This window comes from Clostridium chromiireducens, from assembly GCF_003575225.1.
GTDB lineage: Bacteria > Bacillota > Clostridia > Clostridiales > Clostridiaceae > Clostridium > Clostridium chromiireducens.
Genome location: NZ_QXDJ01000005.1, coordinates 257189 through 283258 on the forward strand (window position 1 = coordinate 257189; position 26070 = coordinate 283258).

At 29.4% G+C, this 26070-nt stretch carries 22 protein-coding genes and 1 pseudogene; 21 read left to right on the forward strand and 2 right to left on the reverse strand.

Annotated features, from left to right (window positions below; translation table 11 throughout):
* Positions 1–132 precede the first annotated feature (132 nt).
* The 13 genes and pseudogenes from D2A34_RS19830 to D2A34_RS19890 all read left to right on the forward strand — a co-directional run.
* Positions 133–486 (forward strand): annotated as a pseudogene (locus D2A34_RS19830) (GxGYxYP domain-containing protein); the annotation flags it as partial.
* Positions 487–596: 110 nt separating this feature from the next.
* Complete coding sequence (locus D2A34_RS19835) at positions 597–1256, forward strand: hypothetical protein (protein ID WP_207669030.1); 660 nt, start codon at positions 597–599, stop codon at positions 1254–1256.
* Positions 1257–1472: 216 nt separating this feature from the next.
* Positions 1473–2054, forward strand: coding sequence for a hypothetical protein (locus D2A34_RS19840; RefSeq protein WP_119367760.1), 582 nt, complete (start codon positions 1473–1475; stop codon positions 2052–2054).
* Positions 2055–2087: 33 nt separating this feature from the next.
* Positions 2088–2660 carry a hypothetical protein gene (locus D2A34_RS19845; protein ID WP_119367761.1) on the forward strand — a complete coding sequence of 191 codons (573 nt, stop codon included), beginning with the start codon at positions 2088–2090 and terminating at the stop codon, positions 2658–2660.
* Positions 2661–2715: 55 nt separating this feature from the next.
* Positions 2716–3669, forward strand: coding sequence for a WG repeat-containing protein (locus D2A34_RS19850; RefSeq protein WP_119367762.1), 954 nt, complete (start codon positions 2716–2718; stop codon positions 3667–3669).
* Between the two features lie 113 nt (positions 3670–3782).
* On the forward strand, positions 3783–5003 hold the full coding sequence (locus tag D2A34_RS19855) for an MBL fold metallo-hydrolase (RefSeq protein WP_119367763.1): 1221 nt from the start codon (positions 3783–3785) through the stop codon (positions 5001–5003).
* 32 nt (positions 5004–5035) lie between these two features.
* A complete protein-coding gene (locus D2A34_RS19860; RefSeq protein WP_119367764.1) occupies positions 5036–6019 on the forward strand; it encodes a hypothetical protein in 984 nt (327 codons plus the stop codon).
* 45 nt (positions 6020–6064) lie between these two features.
* Positions 6065–7030, forward strand: coding sequence for an ADP-ribosylglycohydrolase family protein (locus tag D2A34_RS19865; RefSeq protein WP_119367765.1), 966 nt, complete (start codon positions 6065–6067; stop codon positions 7028–7030).
* Positions 7031–7220: 190 nt separating this feature from the next.
* On the forward strand, positions 7221–8312 hold the full coding sequence (locus D2A34_RS19870; protein ID WP_119367766.1) for an N-acetylmuramoyl-L-alanine amidase family protein: 1092 nt from the start codon (positions 7221–7223) through the stop codon (positions 8310–8312).
* Between the two features lie 104 nt (positions 8313–8416).
* Positions 8417–9829 carry a DUF5050 domain-containing protein gene (locus tag D2A34_RS19875; protein WP_119367767.1) on the forward strand — a complete coding sequence of 471 codons (1413 nt, stop codon included), beginning with the start codon at positions 8417–8419 and terminating at the stop codon, positions 9827–9829.
* A 628-nt stretch (positions 9830–10457) separates the two neighbouring features.
* On the forward strand, positions 10458–10733 hold the full coding sequence (locus D2A34_RS19880) for a CD3324 family protein (RefSeq protein ID WP_079439408.1): 276 nt from the start codon (positions 10458–10460) through the stop codon (positions 10731–10733).
* 244 nt (positions 10734–10977) lie between these two features.
* Positions 10978–12372, forward strand: a complete 1395-nt coding sequence (locus D2A34_RS19885; protein ID WP_119367768.1) for a L,D-transpeptidase family protein — start codon at positions 10978–10980, stop codon at positions 12370–12372.
* 152 nt (positions 12373–12524) lie between these two features.
* Positions 12525–14078, forward strand: coding sequence for an ABC-F family ATP-binding cassette domain-containing protein (locus D2A34_RS19890; protein ID WP_119367769.1), 1554 nt, complete (start codon positions 12525–12527; stop codon positions 14076–14078).
* 126 nt (positions 14079–14204) lie between these two features.
* On the opposite strand, the gene D2A34_RS19895 is transcribed toward D2A34_RS19890, so the two are convergent.
* Positions 14205–15452 carry a DUF4179 domain-containing protein gene (locus tag D2A34_RS19895; protein ID WP_119367770.1) on the reverse strand — a complete coding sequence of 416 codons (1248 nt, stop codon included), beginning with the start codon at positions 15450–15452 and terminating at the stop codon, positions 14205–14207.
* Positions 15453–15851: 399 nt separating this feature from the next.
* Between D2A34_RS19895 and D2A34_RS19900 the strand changes: the two genes are divergently transcribed.
* Together D2A34_RS19900 and D2A34_RS19905 are read left to right on the forward strand one after the other, a co-directional pair.
* The gene (locus D2A34_RS19900) at positions 15852–17885 is read left to right on the forward strand and encodes a Na+/H+ antiporter (RefSeq protein ID WP_079439412.1); all 2034 of its coding nucleotides are present in this window, start codon (positions 15852–15854) and stop codon (positions 17883–17885) included.
* 246 nt (positions 17886–18131) lie between these two features.
* A complete protein-coding gene (locus tag D2A34_RS19905; protein WP_119367771.1) occupies positions 18132–19199 on the forward strand; it encodes a galactose ABC transporter substrate-binding protein in 1068 nt (355 codons plus the stop codon).
* 133 nt (positions 19200–19332) lie between these two features.
* On the opposite strand, the gene D2A34_RS19910 is transcribed toward D2A34_RS19905, so the two are convergent.
* On the reverse strand, positions 19333–19980 hold the full coding sequence (locus tag D2A34_RS19910) for a flavodoxin family protein (RefSeq protein ID WP_119367772.1): 648 nt from the start codon (positions 19978–19980) through the stop codon (positions 19333–19335).
* A 130-nt stretch (positions 19981–20110) separates the two neighbouring features.
* Between D2A34_RS19910 and D2A34_RS19915 the strand changes: the two genes are divergently transcribed.
* The 6 genes from D2A34_RS19915 (at position 20111) to D2A34_RS19940 (ending at position 25834) form a co-directional block, all read left to right on the forward strand.
* Complete coding sequence (locus tag D2A34_RS19915) at positions 20111–20446, forward strand: winged helix-turn-helix transcriptional regulator (RefSeq protein ID WP_119367773.1); 336 nt, start codon at positions 20111–20113, stop codon at positions 20444–20446.
* Between the two features lie 445 nt (positions 20447–20891).
* Positions 20892–22799, forward strand: a complete 1908-nt coding sequence (locus tag D2A34_RS19920; protein WP_119367774.1) for a BglG family transcription antiterminator — start codon at positions 20892–20894, stop codon at positions 22797–22799.
* Entirely contained in the window at positions 22792–23853 is a 1062-nt protein-coding gene (gene ypdE, locus D2A34_RS19925) for an aminopeptidase (RefSeq protein ID WP_079439417.1), read from the forward strand. Before D2A34_RS19920 ends, ypdE begins: the two co-directional genes overlap by 8 nt.
* Positions 23846–24169 (forward strand): PTS sugar transporter subunit IIA, encoded by a 324-nt coding sequence (locus D2A34_RS19930; RefSeq protein WP_079439418.1) that lies wholly within the window; start codon positions 23846–23848, stop codon positions 24167–24169. The genes ypdE and D2A34_RS19930 overlap by 8 nt, the downstream gene beginning before the upstream one ends.
* 1 nt (position 24170) lies before the next feature.
* Positions 24171–24503: a PTS sugar transporter subunit IIB gene (locus D2A34_RS19935; RefSeq protein WP_079439419.1), complete on the forward strand. Its 333-nt coding sequence runs from the start codon at positions 24171–24173 to the stop codon at positions 24501–24503.
* 17 nt (positions 24504–24520) lie between these two features.
* Positions 24521–25834, forward strand: a complete 1314-nt coding sequence (locus tag D2A34_RS19940; protein ID WP_079439420.1) for a PTS sugar transporter subunit IIC — start codon at positions 24521–24523, stop codon at positions 25832–25834.
* The last annotated feature ends 236 nt before the right edge of the window (positions 25835–26070 follow it).

The window sequence follows — 26070 nt, forward strand, 5'->3', positions numbered from 1 at the left end:
ATCAGTAAATGTGTCTGAGGATGCTTATAATTTTACCTAAGGAAATGAAAACAACATATAAAGCCGAGCTTTTCTTATATTTAGGAAATCTCGGCTTTAATTAAATTTCAAGAGTAAAGAGAATATGAAAATAGAGATAAACTTGCTTTATGCTGGTCTATAATTCCAGCATTATATTACTTAACTCCGACTGTGTTCAATTTATATTATAAAAGCATAAGTAATGAAAATCAGAGAAATAACTTTATTGTAGCACCTTCTGGAAATGGATACATATATCCAAGTAAATTTCCTCGTAATAAATTAAGTTTGTATGTTAATTCATTAAATGATTATATGAAAAAAGTAAATGAAAATTATGTTGCAATAATAGATGATTCTGCCTTTAATGATATTGAGCTTTGGGATAATTTAACCAAGAAATCAAGTATTAAGGGATTAGTTTATCTTGATTATCATAGACACGATAATTATAAAGGAAAACTTAAGGATAAACTATTGATATACATTTTTTAGACTAAATCGTATAATATGTATAGATATTACAGAATTGTACTGTAATATCTAAAATTTATTTGAGGAGTACATAAATAGGAATGATTTTAGATAAGGAAAATGAGTTGTTTGAAAAATGGGCTAAAGGTAGAATTGGATTTGTTTCGGATGGTATAATCGATGAAGATAGTTATATAGCTTCTGATATAAAAATATTATTTATTTTGAAAGAAGTAAATGATGCAGGTGGAGGAAATTGGGATCTAAGAACTTTTGTGTCAAATGGAGCAAGGACACATACTTGGAATAATATAACACGGTGGACAATGGGAATAAGAAGCATTGAAAGAGAAATATATTGGGATGAGATTGAAACTATCTCAAAAGAGCAAAGAGAAAAGTATCTAAAATCTATTGGCGCAATTAACTTAAAGAAAACGCCTGGAGATTATGTCTGTTATGGAGATGAACTTAATAGAATTGCTAAAGAAGATAGTCTTTATTTAAAAGAGCAAATCTCATTATATGATGCGGATTTAATAATATGTTGTGGTACCAGTGATGTATATCATTCTGTTTTTGAAGAACAGGTGAAATGGAAAAGAACAAACAGAGGCGTTTGGTATCATGAGTTAAAAGAAGGCAAATATTTAATTTCATATGTACATCCGGAAGCAAGAGTTGGAGCAAACATATTATATTATGGATTGATTGATGCTATTAAAGAGATAAAGAATAGAGAAGTTCATCGAGGGTTGTAATATTTTGATTTGAGGCAGTAAATTTACCAAAAATAAATTTACTGCCTTTTTAAATCCTAAAGATTAGATAATTAAAGAGATTTCTTAGATAATATACTTGTATACATTTAAAAACGACATACAGTTGTAAAAGAAGAAAATCCATATTGTATAATGTAATTAACAGCTTGTAGGTAGTTTAATTAAAATAGATTAATAAAAGAATGGGGTAACAATATGGCATATATAAAAAGCCAAGTAAATGGAGTAATGAGAAGATGCATGCTATTTTTTATTATTCTGATCTGTGATTTTGATGGGAAAAGTATAGAAGATGGTGATTTAAACTTTATAAAAGTAAGCAAAAAAACAATTCTACAGGATATTGACATATTAATGAAAAATAAAATAATTGGCTTACATAAGGAAGATGACGTATATATAGTTGACTATATTAATACAGATTATAAACTACTTTGTAAAGCTAATAAGTTTACAGCAGAGGAAGCAAGGATAAATAGATTGCGTAGATTATGCTATATAATATATAAATTATATTATTACTCTACAGTGTATGAATATATTGATATTAATGAATTTGAAGATTTATATAGTGATTTGGATCTTAGAACTAGACAAAGAGATATGAAACTGATAAGCGATATTGGCATAAAACTTATTAAAACAAAAGTAGAAGATTATGAAGATGAAACTTTTGATTATGAAGCAGATGGTGCTTTTGAAGATGAAAATTTTCCTACTAAAGATGTAAATGTCATAGAAATTGATAATGATAAGATGAAGACGCTTTATGAATAATGAATAAATAAAATTTGAATCGGAGGAATTTTTATGAAAGAATTGGAAAACTGCCCCCAAAAAGAATATCATCTAATTAGGCGTTATTTAGTATTAAACTCCGAAGATAAGAGTTTTAGAGTGCTCAAAGATAAATCATATACAATTAGAGGAGAAGGGATTGATGATGCGTTTGAGAAACTAACTGAAAAGTTAAATTATGAAGAAGGGAAAAGTGGGTTGATACTAAATGACGGATACCCTGAACATGTTGTTACGGGTGGAGACAGAAATTCTTATGCTCTTCGCTACTATTTTGCAATGCTATGTTTTCAAGAAGAATTAGAGGAAAATAAGAAAGACATAAGGTTTATTGATATATTAAAAGAATTTGAAGGATTTAATGAAGAGCATCTATACAGAGGTTTTTATGCGAGTAAGGATTTTTCAGCTCCAAGAGTACTTCTTATTAACCGTATGCGTTGTCTTAATAATGTTTTTGACTATCTGTTTTATCCTGAAAAGGGCAAATATAAAGGGGAGTTTGAAAAGTATCTTTACTTTGAAAATCAAATTTATAGTGGAAATAGAGAGGATATTTCAAATTTGCATTTTGAAACAGAATAAATATAACCATAGTAGATTATTAAAGGATAATAGATAAATGAAGAGGTGATTTGTAGTGAATAAAGAATTATGTACAGTATACGATTGTGAGTTTGATTTATATCATAAAGCCGTAATAAAGGATAATATAATATATGCACTAGATAAAGAAGGAAATTCAGTTCCAGTAAAGGATCATATATGTGAATATATTGATTTTGACATGGTCCAATTTTATACAGGTTATTATGATGTATCAGGTGGAGAACCTGAGATGGATAATTCAAAATGGGGTTATTTGCAGCTATCTACAGGAAAGATTATTGTTCCACCTAAATATGATTATGCTTCTCCTTTCTATGGTGACCGTGCAAAAGTTAATAAAAATGATAAATACGGTTTTATTGATCCGGAAGGCAGAGAGGTTGTAGATATAATATGGGATAAAACAGATAGTTCTTTTCATAACAGTGGTTTATGCTGGGTGAAAAAAGACAATAAGTTCGGTTACATTGATAAAAATGGAACAATTGTATTGCCGCTACAGTTTGAAAAAGCAGAACAATTTGAATGTATTGGAAAAGATAATAAGGGTGATTATGAATATGCAGCCTTTGTGAAAAAAGATGGTAAATACGGATATATTGATACAAAAGGTAATTATATTTTTGAACCTAGTTTTGATGAAATAAAAAAATTTTGGTTTAGAGATTATGCTGCAGTAAAAGCTTTTGGTAAATGGAACTTTATTAACAAAAGAGGCGAATTTGTAGCTGCTTTTGAATTTGATGATGTTGGAGAAAGTGGAGGATTTTCAACTAAACAAATTATTAATGCAGAAAAAAAACTTTTTGGATCTGAGCGCACTGTTTTTTATACAGTTAAGAAATATGGACAATGGGGAATTATGATTGACAACTATGATATTGTTATGCCAGAAGATAACGTGCGGTATGTAGTTTATAGGAATATGAAAATATACATAAAAGATGGCCATGTTACAAGTATGAGGAAGTTAAAGGCTAAGTAATTATAAATTCGGCACATGAAAAAATAATAGACCCCAATTGGCTAGTATACTGGTTTATTTTTTTGATTGTGCCTTAAGCACATTTACAAATCTATGAAATTGAAGGTGAAATTATGGAAATAAATATTTTAAGAGGTACTCATGAAATAGGTGGAAGCTGCATCATGATAAAAAGCAAAAAAGCAACTATTTTATTAGATATAGGAGCACCCTTAAATGAAAATTCAAAGCCCCTAGAACAAATAAATGAAAAAATTGATGGAATAATAATTTCCCATGCCCATGGAGATCATTATGGAGAAATGGAGAATGTAAGTTGCAATAAGGTTTATATTGGAGAAACTACATTAAAGCTAATACAAGCTACTAGGTTATTTTTAAATAAGAGTGAATTTGAAATGAATTTTGAAATTTTCAAAAATAAACATGCATTTCATATTGAGGATATAAGAATTACACCATACTTAGTAGATCATTCAGCATATGATGCCTATAGCTTTCTAATTGAATGTGATGGAAAAAAGGTTTTTTATAGCGGTGATTTTAGAAGTCATGGGAAAAAGGGTAAATTATATGAATATATGATTAATAATTTAAAAACCAAATCTATAGATATTCTACTATGTGAAGGGACTACAATAAGCAGAAATGTTACAAATTCTTTGTCGGAAGATGAAATAGAAATTGAAATAAGTAAGAGAATTAAAGAAAGTCAAAAGATAGTTTTTGTAAATACATCAGGACAAAACATCGATAGGATTGTAGATATATTTAGGGCAGCTAAGCGCAATAATAGAATTTTAATTATAGATTTTTATGTAGCTTACATATTGTCTTTAATAGAAAGTGAAAGAGTACCAAAAGCTTCTTGGACAAACAACGTAAGAGTATTTTATCCCCAAAAGTTAGCAAACCAAATAGGGAATGACGAAGAAAGAAGTTATTTATTAAAAGGTTTTGGTAGATTTAAAAAGATTTCATCGCAAGAAATAAATGAATGTAATGAAAAGTATGTGATGATTGTAAGAAGCTCAATGGCATATGATTTAGAAAAAAGGCTCAAAAATTTAGATAATGCCACTTTAATTTATTCAAGATGGAGTGGGTATATGGAACAAGACAAGGCCTTAATAGATTTAGCCCATTCTTTATATATGAATATACATCATATACATACCAGTGGTCACGCATACAGAGCAGATATAGCTACTTTCTTAAATGAAGTAAAACCAAAGTTAGTTATTCCTATTCATTCAGATATGGTAGAAGAATTTAAAAATTTAACAGATGCTGATGTTAGAGTTATGGAAGATGGAGAGGTTATTAATATTTAGATACAATCAGAAAAATAATAGGAGTGAGAATTATGAATAAAAATAATAATACAAGTAGTGGAAAAGAAAATAGTAAAAGAGAAATTAATCCAGATTTTGCAAATGAACTTAAGGAAGGAATTCTAGAACCAGTAACACAAATGGTAAAGAATAATGATGATCTTATAATGTTCTTTAGAGGAAAATATATCAACATTTATTATAGAGGACATAGTTTATTTAGAATAGAACAATTGGGGCATAAGAAAAATCCTTATTATAAGGTTTTTTTCAATTTCAATCATGCAAGATATACAGAAGATTGGGAGGAAGTATTACAACAACTAGAAGCTATAGGATATTCATTAAATCATAGTATACAACACAATAAGGAAAATATAGTTTCTACAATTGTTAAGTCTGCTAATATAGATTTTTGGAATAAGTCTAAAATAATATTCAGTAAGTTGATAGATGATTTCTTTTCAATAGAAGAGGATAAGCTATATGATTATTTTAACATGTGTAAAAATATAAATAAAAATAAGTTTATAGAAAAACAACGACAACAAAAAATAGCTATAATTAATAATAATTGTGACAATGGATACTTTATATATGATATCGAATATACACAGGCACGAAATTCAAAAGATGAAAAAAATTCAGGAAGATTTGATATGCTTGCGTTAAAATTTGAAAATAAAGTTCCAATAGAATTGGTTTTGATTGAGTTAAAAAGTACTGAATCTGCATGTACATCTAACAGCGGAGTAGACAAGCACTATAAAGATTTAAAGGATTATATTAATAATCATAATTATATGAGAATTAGGAAAGAAGAGGCTATATGCATATTTAACCTTTATTCTGATATAAATATATTTTCAGCAGACAAGATTGAAGAAGCAGAAAATTTAGATGTTAAAATATTGTTCATATTTACTGATACAGCAAGGAGTTATTTCAAAAAAAATAATATTCCATATGATAATCAGATTGAATTTGAAGATGGGGATAATGTAATTAAATTGTAATTTGTTCATGTTTAATAATGAATCAGGAAAGTAGTGTTATATTATATGGAAAATAACGAAAACAAGTTTTTGATATGTAATAAAATATATTCAAAAAACAAAATATTAGGAGGAATATGGGGACTTATTATAGGTGATGCAGTAGGAGTTCCCTATGAATTTTACGAAGCAAGCGAATTACCTGTATTAGAAGAAATAGATATGATTTCGCCCAAAGGATTTGAAAAGTCATATTCAAATGTTCCATTCGGAACATATTCTGATGACAGTGCACAATTTTTATGTGTACTTGATAGCTATATTGAATCTAGAGGTTTTAACATTGATAATTTAGCTAACAAATTATATAGATGGCTGCATAATGGATTGTGGGCTGTAGATAAAATTGTTTTCGATGTTGGAGACCAAACAGCTAGCGCACTCACTGAATATGAAATGGGAGTTTCTCCTTTAAAAAGTGGATTTGTAATCCAGGAGGGAAAAGGAAATGGATCACTTATGAGAGTTTTAGGAATTCCATTATTACATATTGGAACAGATGAAGAGTTAGTAGAATTTTCACACAAACAATCGGTGATTACCCATGGACATATATGTAATCAAGTGTGCTGCGCATTTTATTCTTTAGTGGCAAAGAATTTATTATTGGATAAAAGCTTTGAAGTTGCATATAATAATGCAATATTAACCCTAAAGAATATATATAAACATAAAGATGAGTACCTTTATGAGCTAGAAAATAACATTTTACCTGATGATATTTTAATAGAATCTGGAACAGGATATGTCGTAGATTGTTTAAAAAGCAGCTTTAAAGTTATTAGTGAAAGTAATACTTATGAAGAAGTGATCAAGAAGTCAATTGCACTCGGGAATGATACTGATACAACAGCAGCAGTAGCAGGAGGACTTGCTGGCATTATATACGGTTATAATGGCATACCAGAAAAATGGTATAAAAAAATACGAGGAAAAGAAAATATAATTAAACTTCTTGATAAGATTAAGTGACAATGAGCTCCGTTTGAAAGCCTTATTTTTAGTAACATTTGTTTATTTAAATATACATTAAAGCAATACTTAATAACTAATAATTTATGATGAGTTATAGTTTAAATGAATAGAGTAAAGCAATCTATGAAACAATAGTATCAAAATCTATCTACAATCATAGAGAAAAATGTAATGAGGATAAATATTTATGAAAAAATTTATATGTATGATTTTTGGAATGTTGCTAGCCTATATTTTCATATTACCTATTTCTTTTTACAATAGAGAAATTGTTGCTGCAAGTGAAGCTGATAATAGTAGAATTTGTGATTTACAGCAGAATGCATTTAAATATTATCAAGTTGATCATAGAGGGGCTTTAGGAATTCCAATTTCGTGTTCAGGTGCAGAGTCTGAGGCGGGGGACATTAGGAAATATACAGTTGAGCCTAAGTATTCTGAATCCATTAATGGTAATAAGGTAGAAATAAATATTTCACAAGTTAATGTTACTGGTTCAGCTGATAATTTTAATTCTATTTTGAAGGACAATAAGTATATAAAGGATATAAAGCTAGATAAACTTGACAATAATACAGTAAAAGTTGATATTGAGACTTCTGAAAAAGTAGATATTAAAATAAATCCAGTAAAAAGAAGATATTCATCCCTAGGAGACAATAAATATGAATTTACAACCTTTATAGATGTTACTTTTGAAGAAAAGATTAAGGATAATTCTAAAATAATAATTGTTGATCCTGGCCATGGAGGCTCAGAGCTTGGAACAACAGCCAATTTTACTTATGAAAAACAGTTGAATTTAGATATATCAAAAAGAATAAAAGAAAATCTTGAAAAAGCAGGATATCGCACATATATAACCAGAAATGATGATACCAATGTAGGGTTATTGGATAGAACAGATTGTGCAAATCTTTTAAATGCAGATTTATTTTTCTGCATACATAATAATTCACTTCCGCTAGATGTGACTATGCAGTGTGTTCATATGTTTAGGGGAACTACGGTGCTATATAATTCAACTGCACCAAAACCGGGAAGAGAATTTGCTACTATACTTATGCGGGAAGTTTCTAGCACAATAAAAACTAATACATATCCACTTCAGGATAGACCAAATCTTGCAGTTTTATCTTCAGCATGGTGCCCGGCAGTACTTTTGGAAACTACCGTCGAGACTGATGATGGCGATGCAAAGATGATGATGCATAGAATTAACAGTCAGAAAGTTTCTGATGCATCACTTAGAGCCGTAAATAAGTATTTTAAAAAATAAATATCTTAGGCGCGAGAAAAATAATAGTTCCAAATATGCGAGAGTACTGGTTAATTATTTTTCAAATGTGCTTTCCTTAAGAATTAAATGAGGGATGGATATATATGAGGTCAAAAAAAATTATTAATAGACTTTTTTCAGTTATTACTATTGCTGCATTAATTCTTATATCGTGTAACAGCAGTGCAAAAGCTGATGATTCATCTGGTGTGGATTTTGCCCATACAGATTTAGGCACCGTTTCAGGGTTATCAGTTGAAAAGCAAAATCCATATGTTGAATATGCAGGAGTTGACCATTATCCAGTTATAAGTGGTGACACAGTTAAAATTAATATTAGTTCTAAATATGACGGAGATTATTCAGACTATGGTAGCTATGATCCAGTGCAGTACAAAGTGTTTATAGCTAAGGATAATGATAAGAGATATACAGAATTAACTAAGGGATATACAAAAGCCATACCAGCATACAATGATTTTATTATAGAAGATAATAAGCCGTTAACTGAAGGTAATTACAAAGTTATGATTTTTGTAAAGAGATCTTCATCTAAAGGAATAGCGCAGAACTCATATGGTGCATATGACAATTTATATAATTTTAATTTCACCTCATTTAGCAGTTTAAATGCTCCTAAAAACGATGATTCGAAGGTTTCAAATTCATCAGGTAATATTGTAAATGATGGAATGGCTGTGGAAGATGATGATTATATATATTATATAAACAGAGTGGGAGATGTTTATGGAGCGGCTCCTGATTATCTATATAAAATAAAGAAAAATGATATCCCTAGAAAAGATTTTTGTGATTTAAGTTATAATACAAAAGTAATTCCAAATAGAGTATGGAATCTTAATCTTGTTGATGACTGGATATATTATAGCAATTGGAAAGATCCTTTTCATCATAGTATAAATAAAGTTAAAAAGGATGGAACAGAAGACACATTGATTGCAAATGAGGCAACAGGTAATATGTTTGTAGAGGGAAATTGGATATATTATGTTAAAAGAACTAATTCTCATTCAATTGATTTAAATAATATATACAAGATGTCCTTAGATGGTACTTGTAGAATAAAGCTTAATTCTACTGCTACAGAAGATATGACCGTAAGTAATGAATGGATTTACTACACCAATATATCTGATGGATATAAAATCTACAGAATGAAATTAGATGGCAGTGATAATGTAAAAATCTGTGATGATGAAACTTTATTTATGACTGTATGCGAAGATACTGTATTCTATAGTAATAAGTCAGATGATGATAAGTTATATAAAATAAATGCAGATGGAACTCAGAAAGTGAAATTATCTAATAACAAAGTTACATTTATAAATGCAAGTAAAGATTATGTTTATTATGTAAATTACTCAGATAATGAAAATCTTTATAAAATTCCAGCTAGTGGAGGAAGATCTAAAAAAATCACTAATGAATATGGAACTAATATAACAATTCTAAATGATAAAATATATTTTGATGGCATGTTTTATAATAGTTGAGTTTTAACCACTACAAAAATGTAGTGGTTAAAATATTTGATGAAAATGAGTATTTATACGTCAATAGAAGTTAAAATCCTATTTATCAACGATAACTAAATATATATTATTTGAAATCATTTTTATTGCTATTTTTATTACTATTCTTTTTTTGAGCAGTTTTACTCTTATTGCTCTTATCATTGCTGTATTTGGAATCACTCATTGATATCACCACCTTTTTCACTTTTATTGCTATATTCTATAATTAGTATTTACATTTTAAATTAATTATATAGATGTTATTCTCAAAATTAATAACTTAATACGTTGTGATTAAAAAGCACTTAAAGAAATATAATGTACATGAAAGTGAGAGCTCCAATTTTGCATTTGAACTCTCAAGTTTTCTCAGTGAATGAGGATAATAGACAAAATATAAATTGACATCATTTGCCGAAACAGTATAATATAAAATAAAAAGGAAGTGAATTTACAATGACTCTAACTATAGTAGTTAGCTCCATGCAAAGATTGTAGCATATGAAAAACTTTTGCTTGGAGCCAATATATAAATATTGAGTTTTTCATATTTTACTCTTCTTTGCATCTTCATTTATAAATTAAATGTTGATTGGAGCGAGGGTTTATGAAATATGAAAAAGCACAAAATATACTGCCACACGGTATAATTGAGACAATTCAAAATTATATTGATGGTGGATATATCTATATACCTAAAAAAAATGAAAATAAAAAGTCCTGGGGAGAAAATACTGAGACTAAAAGATATCTTAATGAAAGAGATAAGGAAATTTTCGATAAGTATTCCTCTGGAACGTCTGTTAAAATTCTAGCTGAAAAGTATTTCTTAACAGAAGGCAGTATTAGAAGAATAATCAGGAATCAAAAGAATTCTACTTAGATATAAAGGCATATTTTTCACAGTTGGTACTATGAAAAATATGCCTTGAATTTTTATCTCCATATATTTGTTTGAAGCTATTTTTTGGAGGTAGCTTTTTTAACTGTAGTTCATGCTGTATATTGCTTAGTATTAAGTTTAAAAAATATAATAAGATTTACATATTAAGTTTTAAAGTAAAAAGTTCAAGCATATCATAGATTGATTACTATGTTTGGATTATTTATGAAAGGTGTAAATCTATATGAAGAAAACTAATATGAAAAAGCTTTTTAAAATTCAATTTAATAAAAAAATTATTACTTTTATAGTATTAACTATAGTAGTATATTTGCTTATTTCGTTATATTTTGCTAGTCATTATTTTTTTAATACAGAAATAAATGGAATAAATATATCGTTAAAAGCACATAAGGATGTAGATAATGTGATTAATAGTTATATTAAAGATTATAAGCTAAAGTTAATTGAAAGAGAGGGGGAAACAGAAGAAATATTAGGGCAAGATATAGGACTGCAATACAATGAAAAAAATGACATTCCTAAAATTAATAAAATACAAAGTTCATTTAAATGGATAAGTTCCTTATTAATGGAGCAAGATTATTATGAAGAAGACTTATTACTCTATAATAAAGATAAGCTGGAGAACAAAATAAATGATTTAAATTGTTTGAATAAAGAGATTATAGATCCCCAAAATGTAACTTTCGTGTATTCAAATGGTTCTTATGAAGTGGTTAAAGAAGTATATGGAAACAAGATATACACAGATAAATTAAAAGAATCTATAAAGATTAGTATATCAAAAGGAAAAGCAAATTTAGATTTAAATGAAAATGCTTGCTACGAAAATCCAAAGTACACAATTGAATCAAATAAAACTATGGAAACTAAGAATTTATTAAATAAGTATGTGGGAGCAAAGATAAATTATACATTTGGAAATAAGAATGAAATAGTAGATGGAGATACAATAAATAAGTGGCTTAGCGTAGATGATAATTTAGAAGTATTGATAGATAAAAAAGCAGTTTATAGTTATATAAGCGAACTTAGTAAAAAATACAATACAGTTGGTATACCAAGAGAATTTAAAGCATCTACAAATAAAATAATAGAAATTAAAGGTGGATTCTATGGGTGGAAAATTAATTCTATTGGTGAAACAAAAGCATTATTAGAAAATATAGAGCGTGGGGAAATACTCCAAAAAGAACCTATATATACACAAAAGGCTTTATATAGGGAGGAAGATGATATAGGTAATACTTATGTTGAAATTAATATAACAAGACAGCATTTATGGTTTTATAAAGATGGGAAGCTTATAACTCAAGGTGACGTAGTAACAGGTAATCCTAATAGAGGGAATTCTACTAAACTTGGAGTTTATATGCTTAATTATAAAGAAAAAGGTTCTACTTTAAATGGACCTGGTTATGAATCAGATGTAAGTTATTGGATGCCTTTTAATGGAAATATAGGAATACACGATGCAAGCTGGAGATATTCTTTTGGTGGTAATATATATAAGAATAATGGATCTCATGGATGCGTAAATGCTCCGATATATTTAGCTAAAAAGATTTATGATAATATAGAGCCTGGAACACCTATCATATGTTATGAAGAATAGAAGTTAAAACATCTATATAAGATTTACTTGAGCACAATATTGTTTTTAATAATGCCTTAATCGATTATAAACATTACAGAATCATTTATGAACTTGGACTTTGTTTTGCATAGTGATATTATTCCTTATGAGGACATAAGGAGAGGGATAATATGAGTATTTTAACTATTGAAAACATGAGCCATTCATTTGGTGATAGAGTATTATTTAACCATGCATCTTTTAGATTATTAAAAGGGGAACATATTGGTCTTATTGGTGCTAACGGCGAGGGGAAATCAACCTTTATGAACATTATTACAAATCAAATTTTATCTGATGAAGGTATCATTGAGTGGAATAGTAAGTTTAGTATTGGATATATGGATCAGCTGGTTGACTTAAAAGAAGGAATTACTGTACTAAATTTTCTAAAAGATGCATTTATAAATTTATTTAATATAGAAAATAGAATTAATGATTTATATGATAAGCTTGGCGATATGTATGAAGAGGAAATGAATAAAGCCTTAAACAAAATTGCAATTATGCAGGAAATTTTAGACAAGAGTGATTTTTATAGTATTAACTCAAGAATACAGGCAACTGCAGCTGGCCTTGGAATAAAGGAACTTTTAGATAGGGATGTTTCAGCTTTAAGCGGAGGACAGAGAACAAAAGTTTTGCTGGCCAAATTGCTTTTACAGAAACCAGATATTTTATTATTAGATGAGCCAACTAATCATTTGGATGAAGAACATATAGAATGGCTTAAAGATTTTTTAATAAACTATGAAAGTGCGTTTATATTAATATCGCATGATAATTGGTTTTTAAATAGTGTAGTAAATGTAGTATATCATCTTGAGAATAAAGTCTTAACAAGATATGAAGGAAACTATGATTATTTTGTTAAACTATATGATGCACGAAAAGAGCAACGGTTAATTGAATATAAAGAGCAGCAAAACCAAATTGCAAAACTTGAAGATTATATAAGAAAAAATAAAGCAAGAGCCTCAACTTCAAAACAAGCTAAATCAAGAGAGAAGAAACTTGATAAAATAGAAAGAATAGAGATTAAAAAAGAAATTATAAAACCTCAATTCAATTTTAAAAGTATAAGAATGCCAGAAAGCATAATTTTTAAAACTAATGATTTAATAATTGGATATGATAAACCTTTAAGTAAACCACTAAATTTAAAAATGAAGAGAGGGCAAAAAATTGCAATAACTGGAGCTAATGGTTTAGGAAAAACCACTCTTCTTAAAAGTTTACTTGGATTGTTAAAGCCTATAAATGGTGAAATATCCATAAGCGACTATAAAAAGATAGGATATTTTGAACAGGAAACTGCAGAAAATAATACTATTTCTGTTTTATATGATGTTTGGAACTGCTTTCCAAGCTTAACTCAAACTGAAGTGAGGAGGTATCTTGCTAGATGTGGATTAACTAGCAAGCATATAGACAGTCCTATTAATATATTAAGTGGAGGAGAACAAGCTAAAGTTAGATTATGTAAGTTAATTAATGAACCTACCAATGTATTAATTTTAGATGAACCGACAAATCATTTGGATATTTGTGCTAAAAATGAACTTGAGCGTGCTTTAAAAGAATATGACGGAAGTATAATTATAGTATGTCATGAACCGGAGTTTTATAAAGATATTGCAACAGATGTATGGAATTGTGAAGAGTGGAGATGTTGCAATAATTAACTATGAAAGAAGAATGGATGAATACTTGATTAATATTAAAGAAAGCCCCAAGACAAGCTAACTAAGCTGTAAGGGGCTCTTATAAATTATGTGATTTTTTTAAATACCGAATGCTTTTTAGATGAATTATTTAGATACTTGTATTTCGTTTCCTACGTTATATCTATTTATTTGCTCTATATTCTCCCTAAAAATTAATTCTAATGCTTTATCTTTTTTTACATTATTAAATTCTACAATATATCCAAGAGCATCATTTGGATTTTTGTAGAAACTCATATATTTATCGCTATCATAATCAGTATAATTAGTCTGACCTTCAACAAATTGATAATATATACTCATACTACTTGCCATTAGGAGACTTGCTTTTTCTGAAGTTCCCTTGCAATATACCTTTACACTATTATCATTTCTTTCAATATTGGATATTTCTCCCTTGCTTCCATCAGAAAAGTCAAAAGATTTTAAATATCTTACGTTATTAATTGTTTCTTTACTTTCATATTCTTTTGTATTATTGTTTTCATGTGATTTTCTAAATTCGTCCCAAGTTATATCGCAAGATAATGGTATTATGCTTATATCTTTTTGATCTTTAAGTATATCATAAGTAGCGGCCTTTGATTCGTAAGTTCCTTTTATTCCTTGACTATCTGAAGAACTTCCAGAGGACCTCAATTTATACATTTTATCTCCAACTTTCAATATCATTGAAGAATCCATATATCTATCCTCATGGTCTTTTGGAGGTTCTTTATAAGTAAATACTGTACCTAAAACGTCAGACTCTAATTTATTTAATGTACAATCAGATCCAGATATCTTTGTTGATATGTCTTTTTCAATTGTTTTCTTAAATGATTCAGAAAAATCTACACTCGCATCCATTCCTATATTAACTTTATAATTTGGAAATACTAGATCTAGTCTTAAGTCACCATTTTCAGGAAAATCTTCTTCGTTGTCATCTTGATCTATAGTAATTAATAAAGTTTTATCATCTATATAATTACTTGACATACCTTGTCCACCAAAATGATTTTCTCCATAAAGCAATTGAACTATTGAATTATCATTTTTAGTTTGATCAAAAGGTTGTGTGCTTTCTACCTTAATTACTGCATTTAATTTATGTTTTGTTGCTAATGCCTTTTCCAGTGTTATTTTTAATCCATTTTGTATAACGCTCTTATTCACATTTATTGAATAGTCTTTGTAAGTTTCAGCAGATGTTGTACTATCGATATAAGTAGATGTAACTTGTACATTATCAGCAGCTAAAGCAGGCGATTCTAATACACCAATAGCTAACATAAACCCCATAACTCCAAGAATTGGTCCTAATACTTTGCTAATTTTTTTGTTTACCATTAATATTTTCCCCCTTAAGTGATAAGTGAGAGTCCAAATCTATGATTTGGTACCTCGAACTTAGTTAAGTCGCGTTAGTGGCTTAACTTCCTTTATTCTATTTGGAAAATCGAATTTAGATGATAATATTCGATTCAGCTAAGTTTGTTTTTATTTTACAATTAATTATATCCCTATAATGGAAAAACATCAATTAATTAACTTTTGTTTTGATAAGATCTTAAAATATTTATATTTAAATGAAATTATTAAAATTGGATTCAACGAGTTTTGAAAAAATAATAATGGTAAAGATATTTTTAAAAGCTAAGTTTATATAAAATATCTTTGCAGAATCATTTTATATTGTATAATAATAGCAATACACAGGTTAAAATATACCTTGGAAGGAGACATGAAATGGATTTACTAATGACAATATTATTGCTAATGGTGTGCTTATTAATTTCAAATATAACTAGCCACTATATACCATCGATACCTACAGCTTTAACTCAAATAGTTTTGGGAATAGTTATCACATTTATTTTTAAACATAATTCTTTTGAGCTCGAAGAGGAATGGTTTTTTCTTTTATTTGTAGCACCGATTTTATATAATGATGGAAAATATTTTCCAAGAGAAGAACTATGGAAAATGAGGCGGTCTATATTTGGAAATTCTTTGATATTAGTTCTATTAACAACTATTGGAGGAGGATATTTTATTAATTGGATGATACCAGAAATTCCTTTGGCAGCTGCATTTGCGTTAGCAGCTATTTTATCACCAACTGATCCGGTGGCTGTAAGTGGAATAGCAAAGCGAATTCATATTCCTGAGAAAGTTCTAAATCTTGTTAAAGGAGAGTCTTTGATAAATGATGCATCAGGTATAGTAGCATTTAATTATGCTATAGCTGCTGTAGTAACCGGTTATTTTTCATTAAGAGATGCAATTTTTAATTTTTCATATGTATTCTTAGCCGGTGCAGTCTTAGGTTTGATTTTTGCTTTAATTTTAACACTAATAAGGTTTAATTTGCGTAAAGAGGGGATAAATGATGTTGTATTTCACTCGTTGTTACAGATACTAGCTCCCTTTGGGATTTTCATAATTACTGAAGAGCTTTTACATGCGTCAGGAGTAATTGCCGTAGTAGTTGCAGGTATCATTTATTCATTAATTATTAAGCGATTTGAAACTAGTATAGCTGAAGAACAAGTACTTACAGAAAATATATGGTCTATTATTTTATTTGTATTAAATGGAATCGTGTTTCTATTACTAGGATTAAATATTCCTCTATCAATGAGTGCAACCATAGCTGATCCTAATATAGGGAATTTAAAGGCTATTGGATATGTTATTGCTATTGGATTTGTTATTTTAGCAATTCGTTTTGTTTGGTCTTATATTTTTGCCTTTTATGAATATCGTTTTAATAAAGGCAAAGATATGGAAGTGCCGAGTGTAAAGATGGCGTTATTAACTAGTTTAACTGGAGTTAGAGGTACGGTTACAATGGCTGGAGTTTTATCGATTCCATTTTTTCTGAATAATGGAGAAGCATTTCCAGAAAGATCATTGATTCTTTTTTTAACTGCCGGTGTAATATTATTTACATTAATATCAGCAACTATCTTCCTGCCATTTTTATGTAAAGATGAATTAGAAGAAGATAGAAAAACTAATGATAACAACCTAATTGAGGCCAAAAATAAACTTTTACTAGCTGGTATTAAAGCTATTGAGTCAGAAATAAATGATAAAAATGAAGCAGTAGCTTATGAATTAATTCATGAATGTAAACATAGATCTCAAAATCTTAGATTTGAGCAAAATTCAAATGTAAGAGAGAAAAATTTTAATCAGCAAGAAATAGTTAAAATACAGTTAATAGCTTTAAAGGCAGAACGAAAATATATAAATATATTAATGGATAAAAATGAGATTGATGAACAAGTTTTTAAAGCACTTGATAAATCTTTAGATTATAGAGAAGAAGCGCTTCTAAGAAATCCTAGTCAAGATACTATGTTTCTTATGAGAAAATTATTAAGAGCTGTGAAAATTTTTTATGGAAAATACCGCAAGCGAAGAGAAATTAAGCTAAATAATTTGAGAGTGGTAAAAGATATTCAATTAAAATCCTTTCAAGCTGCAATTGAATCATTAGAGGAATATCTAAAAAGCCATGATGAATCAGATGCTGTACAAAACGTTATTTTATATTATAGGACTATGATGAATAGATTTAAAGGAAATAGAGCTACATATAATGGAGAAAGTATTAAACAAAAAGAGGAATTGAGAATAAAAGCTATGGATATAGAGCGTTCAGAGGTTCGTAAGATGTATGAATCAGGGGAAATTACTAGAGAAGAATCAAATGAATTAAGAAGGTATATAAATTATATTGAAAGTGCATTCTTATATAAGCATGTTGAATAATCTGATAATAATAGAGCTTTTAATTGTTACTGGATTGATAAAGAAACGCTTGTGAAAAAACCTTCTTTTAAGCTTATTTTTAGCAAGTTTTGGAGTTCTCTACTTTTTAAATAGTAGTTTCTTATGAATTTTGCATATGTATTACTTTATTGTATTAAGTGAGAATAATTTTTGTATTTAGCGATAACCTAACAGTGAATATATAATGTTCATTAATTAATTAATTAAAGTGGAGGTAGCATCATAATGAAGATTTCAATAAAAATAACTACATTAATTTTGGCAATGGTGGCTATCTTTACGTTAACAAATATAATTCAAGTTACAACATTAGCTAGTTCAAGTTTAAATTTTAATAATGCTAGAGCAGCTAATGTTGCAGTCATATTTTTCAAAATGGATGATCCATATACCATGAGCGTTGTAGAAAGCTTAAAGAATCTGGAAAATGATAAGCAGAATAATGTTAAATTAACTTTCTTTGATCCCCAAAATAATATAGCTATACAAAATGCAATGTTAGATTCTGCTCTTCAAAGTGATTATGATTTATTTATATTATATTTGCCAGATAAAAAAGAAAGTACGGTAGAAGATGTTATTAATAGAGTTAAAACAAAAGGCACTCCATTAATATTAATGAATATTCCGTCCGAAGTAGTATCAAAAGTTTCTAAACTATATAATAAGGTTGCTTTTGTAACGCCGGATTCTAAGATGGCAGGTATTAATCAGGGGAAAATTATTGTTGATTTATGGAATAGCAATAAGAGCGCTATAGATAAAAATGGTGACAATGTATTACAATATGTTTTATTAAAAGGTCCACTTAATGATCCACAAGTAAATGATAGAACCCAATATGCAATCTCAACAATTAATGAGGCAGGAATAAAAACAGAAGAACTTGCTATGGTAAGTGCTAATTGGTTAAAGGATTTGGCTAAAACTTCCATTGATAGCTTGTTTTTGAAATTATATGGAAGGATTGAAGCAATTATTTCTAATAATGATGCAATGGCAATAGGTGCTATTGAATCACTACAAAATTATGGATACAATAAAGGCGATGAATCAAAAAATATAGCAGTTGTTGGGGTTGACGGACTACAAGAAGCGAAAGATTTAATTGATAAAGGATATATGACTGGAACTGTTATTCAAGATCCAGATGTTCAAGCTAAATTATTATATACTATCGGAATGAACTTAATTAATAATTTAAATCCTACAGAAAATACAAACTATAAGAGTGTTGATGGATACGTTATAATTCCATTTCCATATGATACATATACAGGTAAAGCCAAATAATTCATAATTTGAATTATGAAGATAAGCTGTAGCAAATGAATCATATTGCTACAGTAATAGTATTGACCACGAAGCCATCCACTTCTATAAGTGCTGGTGTTCACGGACAATACCTTGAAATTTTTATACTGTATTAGACATTTGTAGCAATTGATACTCCCATATCAAAAGCTTTTTGACAATCAACAGGAAACTCATCAGCTTTATGTTTTGCTTTTTCTTTCTCAGAAAACCTAGAAGATTCATATTTATCATAATCAGAGAATTGATAAGTATTATAACTATACAATGATTCTAGTGGTTTCCCTGTGGTTCTTGCAATCATATTTTCACGTAAAGTAAAACTTTGCTTAACTCCAAATTGATTAATTTGTTCTTCTGTTGCATTCATAGTATAAATAAATCCTGCTGGGATTGTCTTAGGATAAACAGTTGGTATTTCATCGCTATAGATGCTGTTTGAAAATAAGAAACGCTCGAGTAGTGCAGTCATTCCAGCTGTAATATTCATGTAATAAATAGGAGAACCAAAAATAACTGCATCTGCTGTTTTTAATTTTTCAAGAATAGGTGTTAAATCATCTTTTACAGCACATTTTCCATGTTCACCGTTTTTTCTTTTACAGGCGAAACAGCTTATACATCCATTATATTTTAAGTCATAAAGATTTATAAGTTCAGTTTCTGATCCTTTTGAAGCCGCACCTTCAAGAGATTTCTTTAATAAAGTTGCTGTATTCCAATTTTTACGGGGACTCCCGTTAATAGCGATAATTTTCATAAATGTTCTGCTCCTTTTTGTTTATTATAAAATTTATATTATGATATAATTATATTACTAAATCAAAAATATACTAGTACGCAACTTTTTTTGACTAGGTATATTAAAATTGACTAAAGGAGATTTTTATATGGACGATAAAACAAAGGATAAATCTATAAATAACCATCTACAATATTTACTTCAGGTAATTGGTGGTAAATGGAAATTACCTATACTATGTATATTAACAAAAAAAGAAGTTGTACGTTTTAATGAATTAAAAAGAGAACTTAATGGAATTACTAATATGTCATTAAGTAACTGTCTGCAAGAATTAGAACAATATAAAATAATAAATCGTGTTCAATACCTAGAAATGCCTCCTCGTGTGGAATACTCATTAACTGAAAATAGCAAAAAATTAATTCCTTCATTAAAAGGTCTTAGTGATTGGGCAAAGGAACAAATAGAAATTGATGTATAATGTATTAAAAATATTAATAAAAAGGAGTTGCTAATCTTAAGCAATTCCTTTTTTGCATCTCATTTATAGATATCCAACTTTGAAATTAAACTTATGTGGTAGCTTACCGAAATCACATACATATTTGCTCCATCGGACTTATGAAATTTTCGCTAGAAGGTTCTAAGTGGAAGGTTGCACCCATTTCTGCATGTTCCTAAAGCAAGTTTAGGACAAGCAGCAGATGGAACAACCTTCCACTAAGAACTATCATAACTCAATTTCAAATGCCCTTCCGCAAATATGTATATTACTGATTTCGGTGGATTATATCCATAAGTCTAAGTTATAGTTAGTTTATCTATATTAGGAAGATTATTGCATTTTTATATGCAAAAGTTCTCCTTTTATAGAAAAGATTATTTTTATATAATAAAAACATAGGGGATAGGAGAGTGTAGTTCAAATGAGATTTAGTCAGATAATGAATGACTTCATAGACAATGAAGATTACTGTTCAATTGAATATTTTATTCACAAATACAAAGTATCTAAAAGAACAATTCAAAGTGACATTTCATATCTCATGAGAATATCAGCTAGTAAAGGATTTGAAATACATACCAAAAGGGGAGTGGGGTATTTATTAGAGATTAAGGACGATGAATTATTCGGGAAATTTCTTAAAACTTTAGATGAAAACATTGTTTTTAAGATAAAAGAAAGGCCATCTCAAGTACTGGCATTTTTATCAGTCCAAAATGAATACATTTCAATGGATAAAGTTGCAGACACTTTTCAAGTTTCTAAAACACTTATCAAACAAGATATTAAAGAGGTAGAGGAACTAGCTAAAATTTATCATTTGGTTTTGGAAAAAAAGAGTCATCATGGAATTAGAATAATTTCTTCAGATAGAGATCTTAAAAAATACCTATGCAAGGAATATCAAAATCAAAATGCATTTGTTCGAATGGCAGTTGATGGTGTTGTAAGGGACTTTTTACATGTTGAGTCTCAATTAATAAGAGAGATGAACAAAGAAAAATTAAATATTAATTATAATGAACTATTAAATACGATAGTTTTTCTAAAATCCATGGTATATATTTCACTAAAAGGGAGTAAGCAGTCTGTCCAAGATTATGAATTTCATGAATCTAGTCCTATTGAAAAAATTGCGGCATCATTAATTCATACAATGGAAAAGAAATATAAGGTATGCTTTGATAAGGATGGCGTTGAGGAATTGATAGAAGTTATGCAGAAAAACATCCATAGGAAAGATACTTATGTTTCTTTCACTGATAATTTGATTGATGATATAGAAGTTTTTTTGAAAAAAACAGATGAAACTTATGATACTCACTTTTTTGAAGATCAGGACTTGAAACGGCTTCTGCTTTCACATATGTCCCTGTTAGTAGACAGGCTTCATAATAAAATTTCATATAAAAATGCTCTGGCAAATGAGCTAAGTATAACATACCCCATGATATTTAATATAGCAATACAATTTTGTGATATTCTCCATGAAAAGTATAATGTAGAATTTACCTTTGATGAGATAGGCTTTGTAGCTATGCATTTTGCAGCACATATGGTAAAGGAAAAACAGCTAAAGCTTCAATCTTATAATAAAATATGCGTAGTATGCTCTTCTGGCGGTGGAAGCGCATATATGATTAAAATGCAGCTTGAATCCGTATTTCCAAAGGCAGAAGTCAAAACCTTCTCTTTTTTGCAGCAGGATGAGATGATTAGCTATAAACCCGATATTATTTTTACAGTTATACCAATATCTTATGATGCCCATATACCTGTCATTTATATAAAAGAGCTTTTGGATGATAAAGATCTATATAGAATTAGGCAGATTCTTGAGTGCCATGATTATGATCCATATACATTGATTAATGAAAATCCAATATACTATTCATATTTCTCAAAGGAATTTTTCAATATAACAGAAGAAGTTAACTATGAACATCTCATTAGGGAGATGGCAGAAGATCTTGAAAAGAAAGGATATGGCAAGGAAGGATATGCAGACCTAGTTATGGAACGAGAGGCATTCATAAGTACCGTTTATTTAAATGGCGTATGCATACCTCATCCTATTGAAACAGATGCTTTAAGAAATGCAATATCAGTCAGTATATTAAAGAAGCCCTTTCTATGGCAGGAGAAAGAAGTAAGGATTGTTTTTATGATTTGTTTAAAAAAGGAACAGGTGGAGGTCTATAAAGACATTACTAAAAAGTTATATCAGCTTATGCAGGAGCCAAAATACTTGGAAAGAGTGATTCGTGTTAAATCTTTTGAAGAGCTTATGGCAGTGATGAAAGAGATGGGAGGTGTTAATTATGAATGATATTTTATTGAAAGCATTAAGTGATGCGGACAGTATAGCTTCAAATGAAAATGAAGTCAGAGAGATTTTATACAAGGAACTTGCAAAATATAGTGATGAGATTTTTTGCGATAATATTGGAAGCATTATATTTCATAAAAAAGGGAAGGATGAGAAGCCGCTAAAAATTATGTTCTGCGCCCATATGGATGAAGTGGGCTTTATGGTTCGCAGTATTTCTGATATCGGGTTTATTTATCTTATAGCTGTCGGAGGGGTGCAGGATAAAAGTAAAGAAATGCAGGTAGTTAGGTTAACAACCTTTACTGGCAAAAAAATAGAGGGACTGTTAAATGTTACGAAAGATAGTGAAGGAAATGTAAAAGATATGTACGTTGACATTGGATGCGACACTTTTGATGAAGTTAAATCATTGGGTGTAGAGATAGGAAATATGGTTTGTTTTGCTAGTGAAGCAAGACAATTATCAAATGAAAAGGTTTATATGGGAAAAGCAATGGATGACAGGGCTGGTTGCTATGTTATTGCCGAGGCCATGAAAAGGATGAAAGATGATTTGGAAAACGATATTTATTTCGTTGGGACAAGCAGTGAAGAGGTCGGAACTAGGGGAGGGAAAACTTCAGCTTATATAATCAATCCAGACATAATTTTTGCTTTAGATGTAGCAAATAATCCAGAACTTACAAAAAATTATACAAATCATCGTCTTATTGGAAAGGGACCAATGATTGTGCATTATGATAAGACAATGTCTCCGAATATAAAGCTCCTAAGGTATGTCATGAATATGGCCGATGAAAAAGGAATTCCATATCAATGCGATATGTTTAGCGGAGGAGGAACTGATTGTGGAAATGCCCATTTAGATCGGGCCGGAAAGCTGGCATTGGTCCTCGGAATACCACTACGATATTGCCATGGCTCATATTCTTTTGTTCATAGTGATGATTTGGAAAATTTAATTAAACTTGTATATGAGCTATGTTATCGTTTAAAGCGAGAAAATTACGAAAAATTTATGGATTTTTTAGGAGGATATGAAAATGACTGAAGTAGAACAAAACATTATTATGGAGATGATTTCTTCCGCAGGTGAAAGTAAGGTAAAATCTTTTGAAGCATTAAAAAAGGTAAAGACGAGAGAGTATGATGAGGCTCGTAAATTATTAAATGAAGCCAGGGAGGCAGATTTGGCTGCTCATCAAATTCAAACAAAGATTATAACTGCTGAATTATCAAATAGCGAAAATAAACCTGAAATTGGGTTATTAATGGTACATGCACAAGACCATTACATGACAGCTCAATTAGCTAGAGATCTAATTGAGGCGTTAATAAATGTATTTGAAGAAAGGGAGGAAAAGTAAAATGAAGATTGTATTATGTTGTGCAGGAGGCTTTTCAACGACTATGCTTATGGACAGTATGAAAAATACCATTAAAAAAAGTGAAAAACTTAAAGAGGAGGATTTTAAATTCATTGCAATTCCTGTAGATATTCTGGAAAGTGAAGTAGAAGGTTGTGATGCTGTTGTTGTAGGACCACAAATTGCACATAAGCTTGATTATATTAAATCAATTATTGATCCACATGAGATTCCTTACGTTGTTGTTGATAAGGAGACTTATGGCAAGATGGATGGAGCAACAGTATTAAAAAAAGTCCTTATAGAACGTAAAAAAGCTGATATGAAAAAATAAAGTAAGGAGGTTAAAAAATGTTTGATAAGTTTGAAGCTTTTATGAGCAAGTACCTAGCGCCACTTGCTAACAAAATGGATAAAGAAATTCATTTAAGTGCCATTAAAAAAGCAATGGTAGCTTTAATGCCTTTATTAATTATCGGTAGTTTTTGTTTGATTCCAGAAGCCATCCCTAATATGATTGGTGAGAATAATTCAATATCTCAATGGATATTAGCTAATCTTGATATTATCTATATTCCCTACAACGTAGGTATGGCACTGATGGCCTTATATGCTACAGCTTTTATGGCATATCATCTTGCCAATTCCTACAAGCTGGATGTTCCAGGCTGTATCAGTATGGCAGTTATCTCTTTCCTTATGATGACTGTTGATTATACAAAAGATGGCGGAATTATGACTAAATATTTAGGACCAAAAGGTCTGTTTGCAGCAATGTTTGCTGCAATTATTGCAGTGGAATTATATCGCTGGTGTAAAAAGAAGAAATTCACAATTAAAATGCCTGATTCAGTACCGGATTTTGTTTCAAGATCTTTTGAAATGATTCCAATATCAATTATTATTATTGGCTTCTTCTTAATTATTCGTATTGTGTGTGTGAATGTGTTTAATATTATGCCGCCATTAATTTTTACAAGCATATTTGCACCATTAGTAGGGTCTATGGACAATCCATTGTCTTATACATTCTTAAAGATGTTACAATGTTTATTATTCTTCTTTGGAATTCATCCTTCTGTATTGAGTCCAATTACAACTCCAATTTCTACTCAGTTCCTAGCAGAAAATATAGAGAACTATAAAGCCGGATTAGCAATGACTCATTTCTTCGCTCCAGGTCCAGAGTCTGCATTTGGTAACTTTACAGGCACAGGTATAACATTTGGTCTAGTATTCTGGTGCTTATTATCTAAATCAAAGGCCTTAAAGCAAATTGGACGTGTTGCACTAATTCCTGCGTTATTTGGAATCAACGAACCAATACTATTTGGTGCTCCAATTGTATTAAATCCTATATTTTTTATTCCATACGTTATTTGCGGTGGAATTATAGGAACTATCCCTGGATGGATGATGAAATTTGGAGCGTTAAGTTGTTCATTCTTTACACCTCCTTATGTGGGTGTTTTCTTAGAGGGATATCTGACAAATATGGACCCAATGTCAATTGTTGCTAATGGAATTCAATTAGTCTTATCACTTGTTGTATGGTATCCATTTTTTAAGATATATGAAAAACGCTATCAACAAAAGGAAAATGATAAAAATAACATGTCTAAAGAAGATGAAGAAATCTTAAAGGATCTTGATTTAGACTTCTAAAAAAGAAGGAGCTGTAGCACAAAGAATAAGGCACAATCAAAAAAATAACAAGTCAATTTGCTAGCCTATTTTCCATCATACTGCGTCGTCAAATTGCCCTAATAGGCCCGCTATGAGACCAATTTATCTCCTTGTCTGATGAAAAATATTCACAGCAACTTTAGACTTGTTATTTATTTTCATGTGCCTAAAATCACGATATATTGTTTTAGATTTCTAAATCTTAAGACAACATA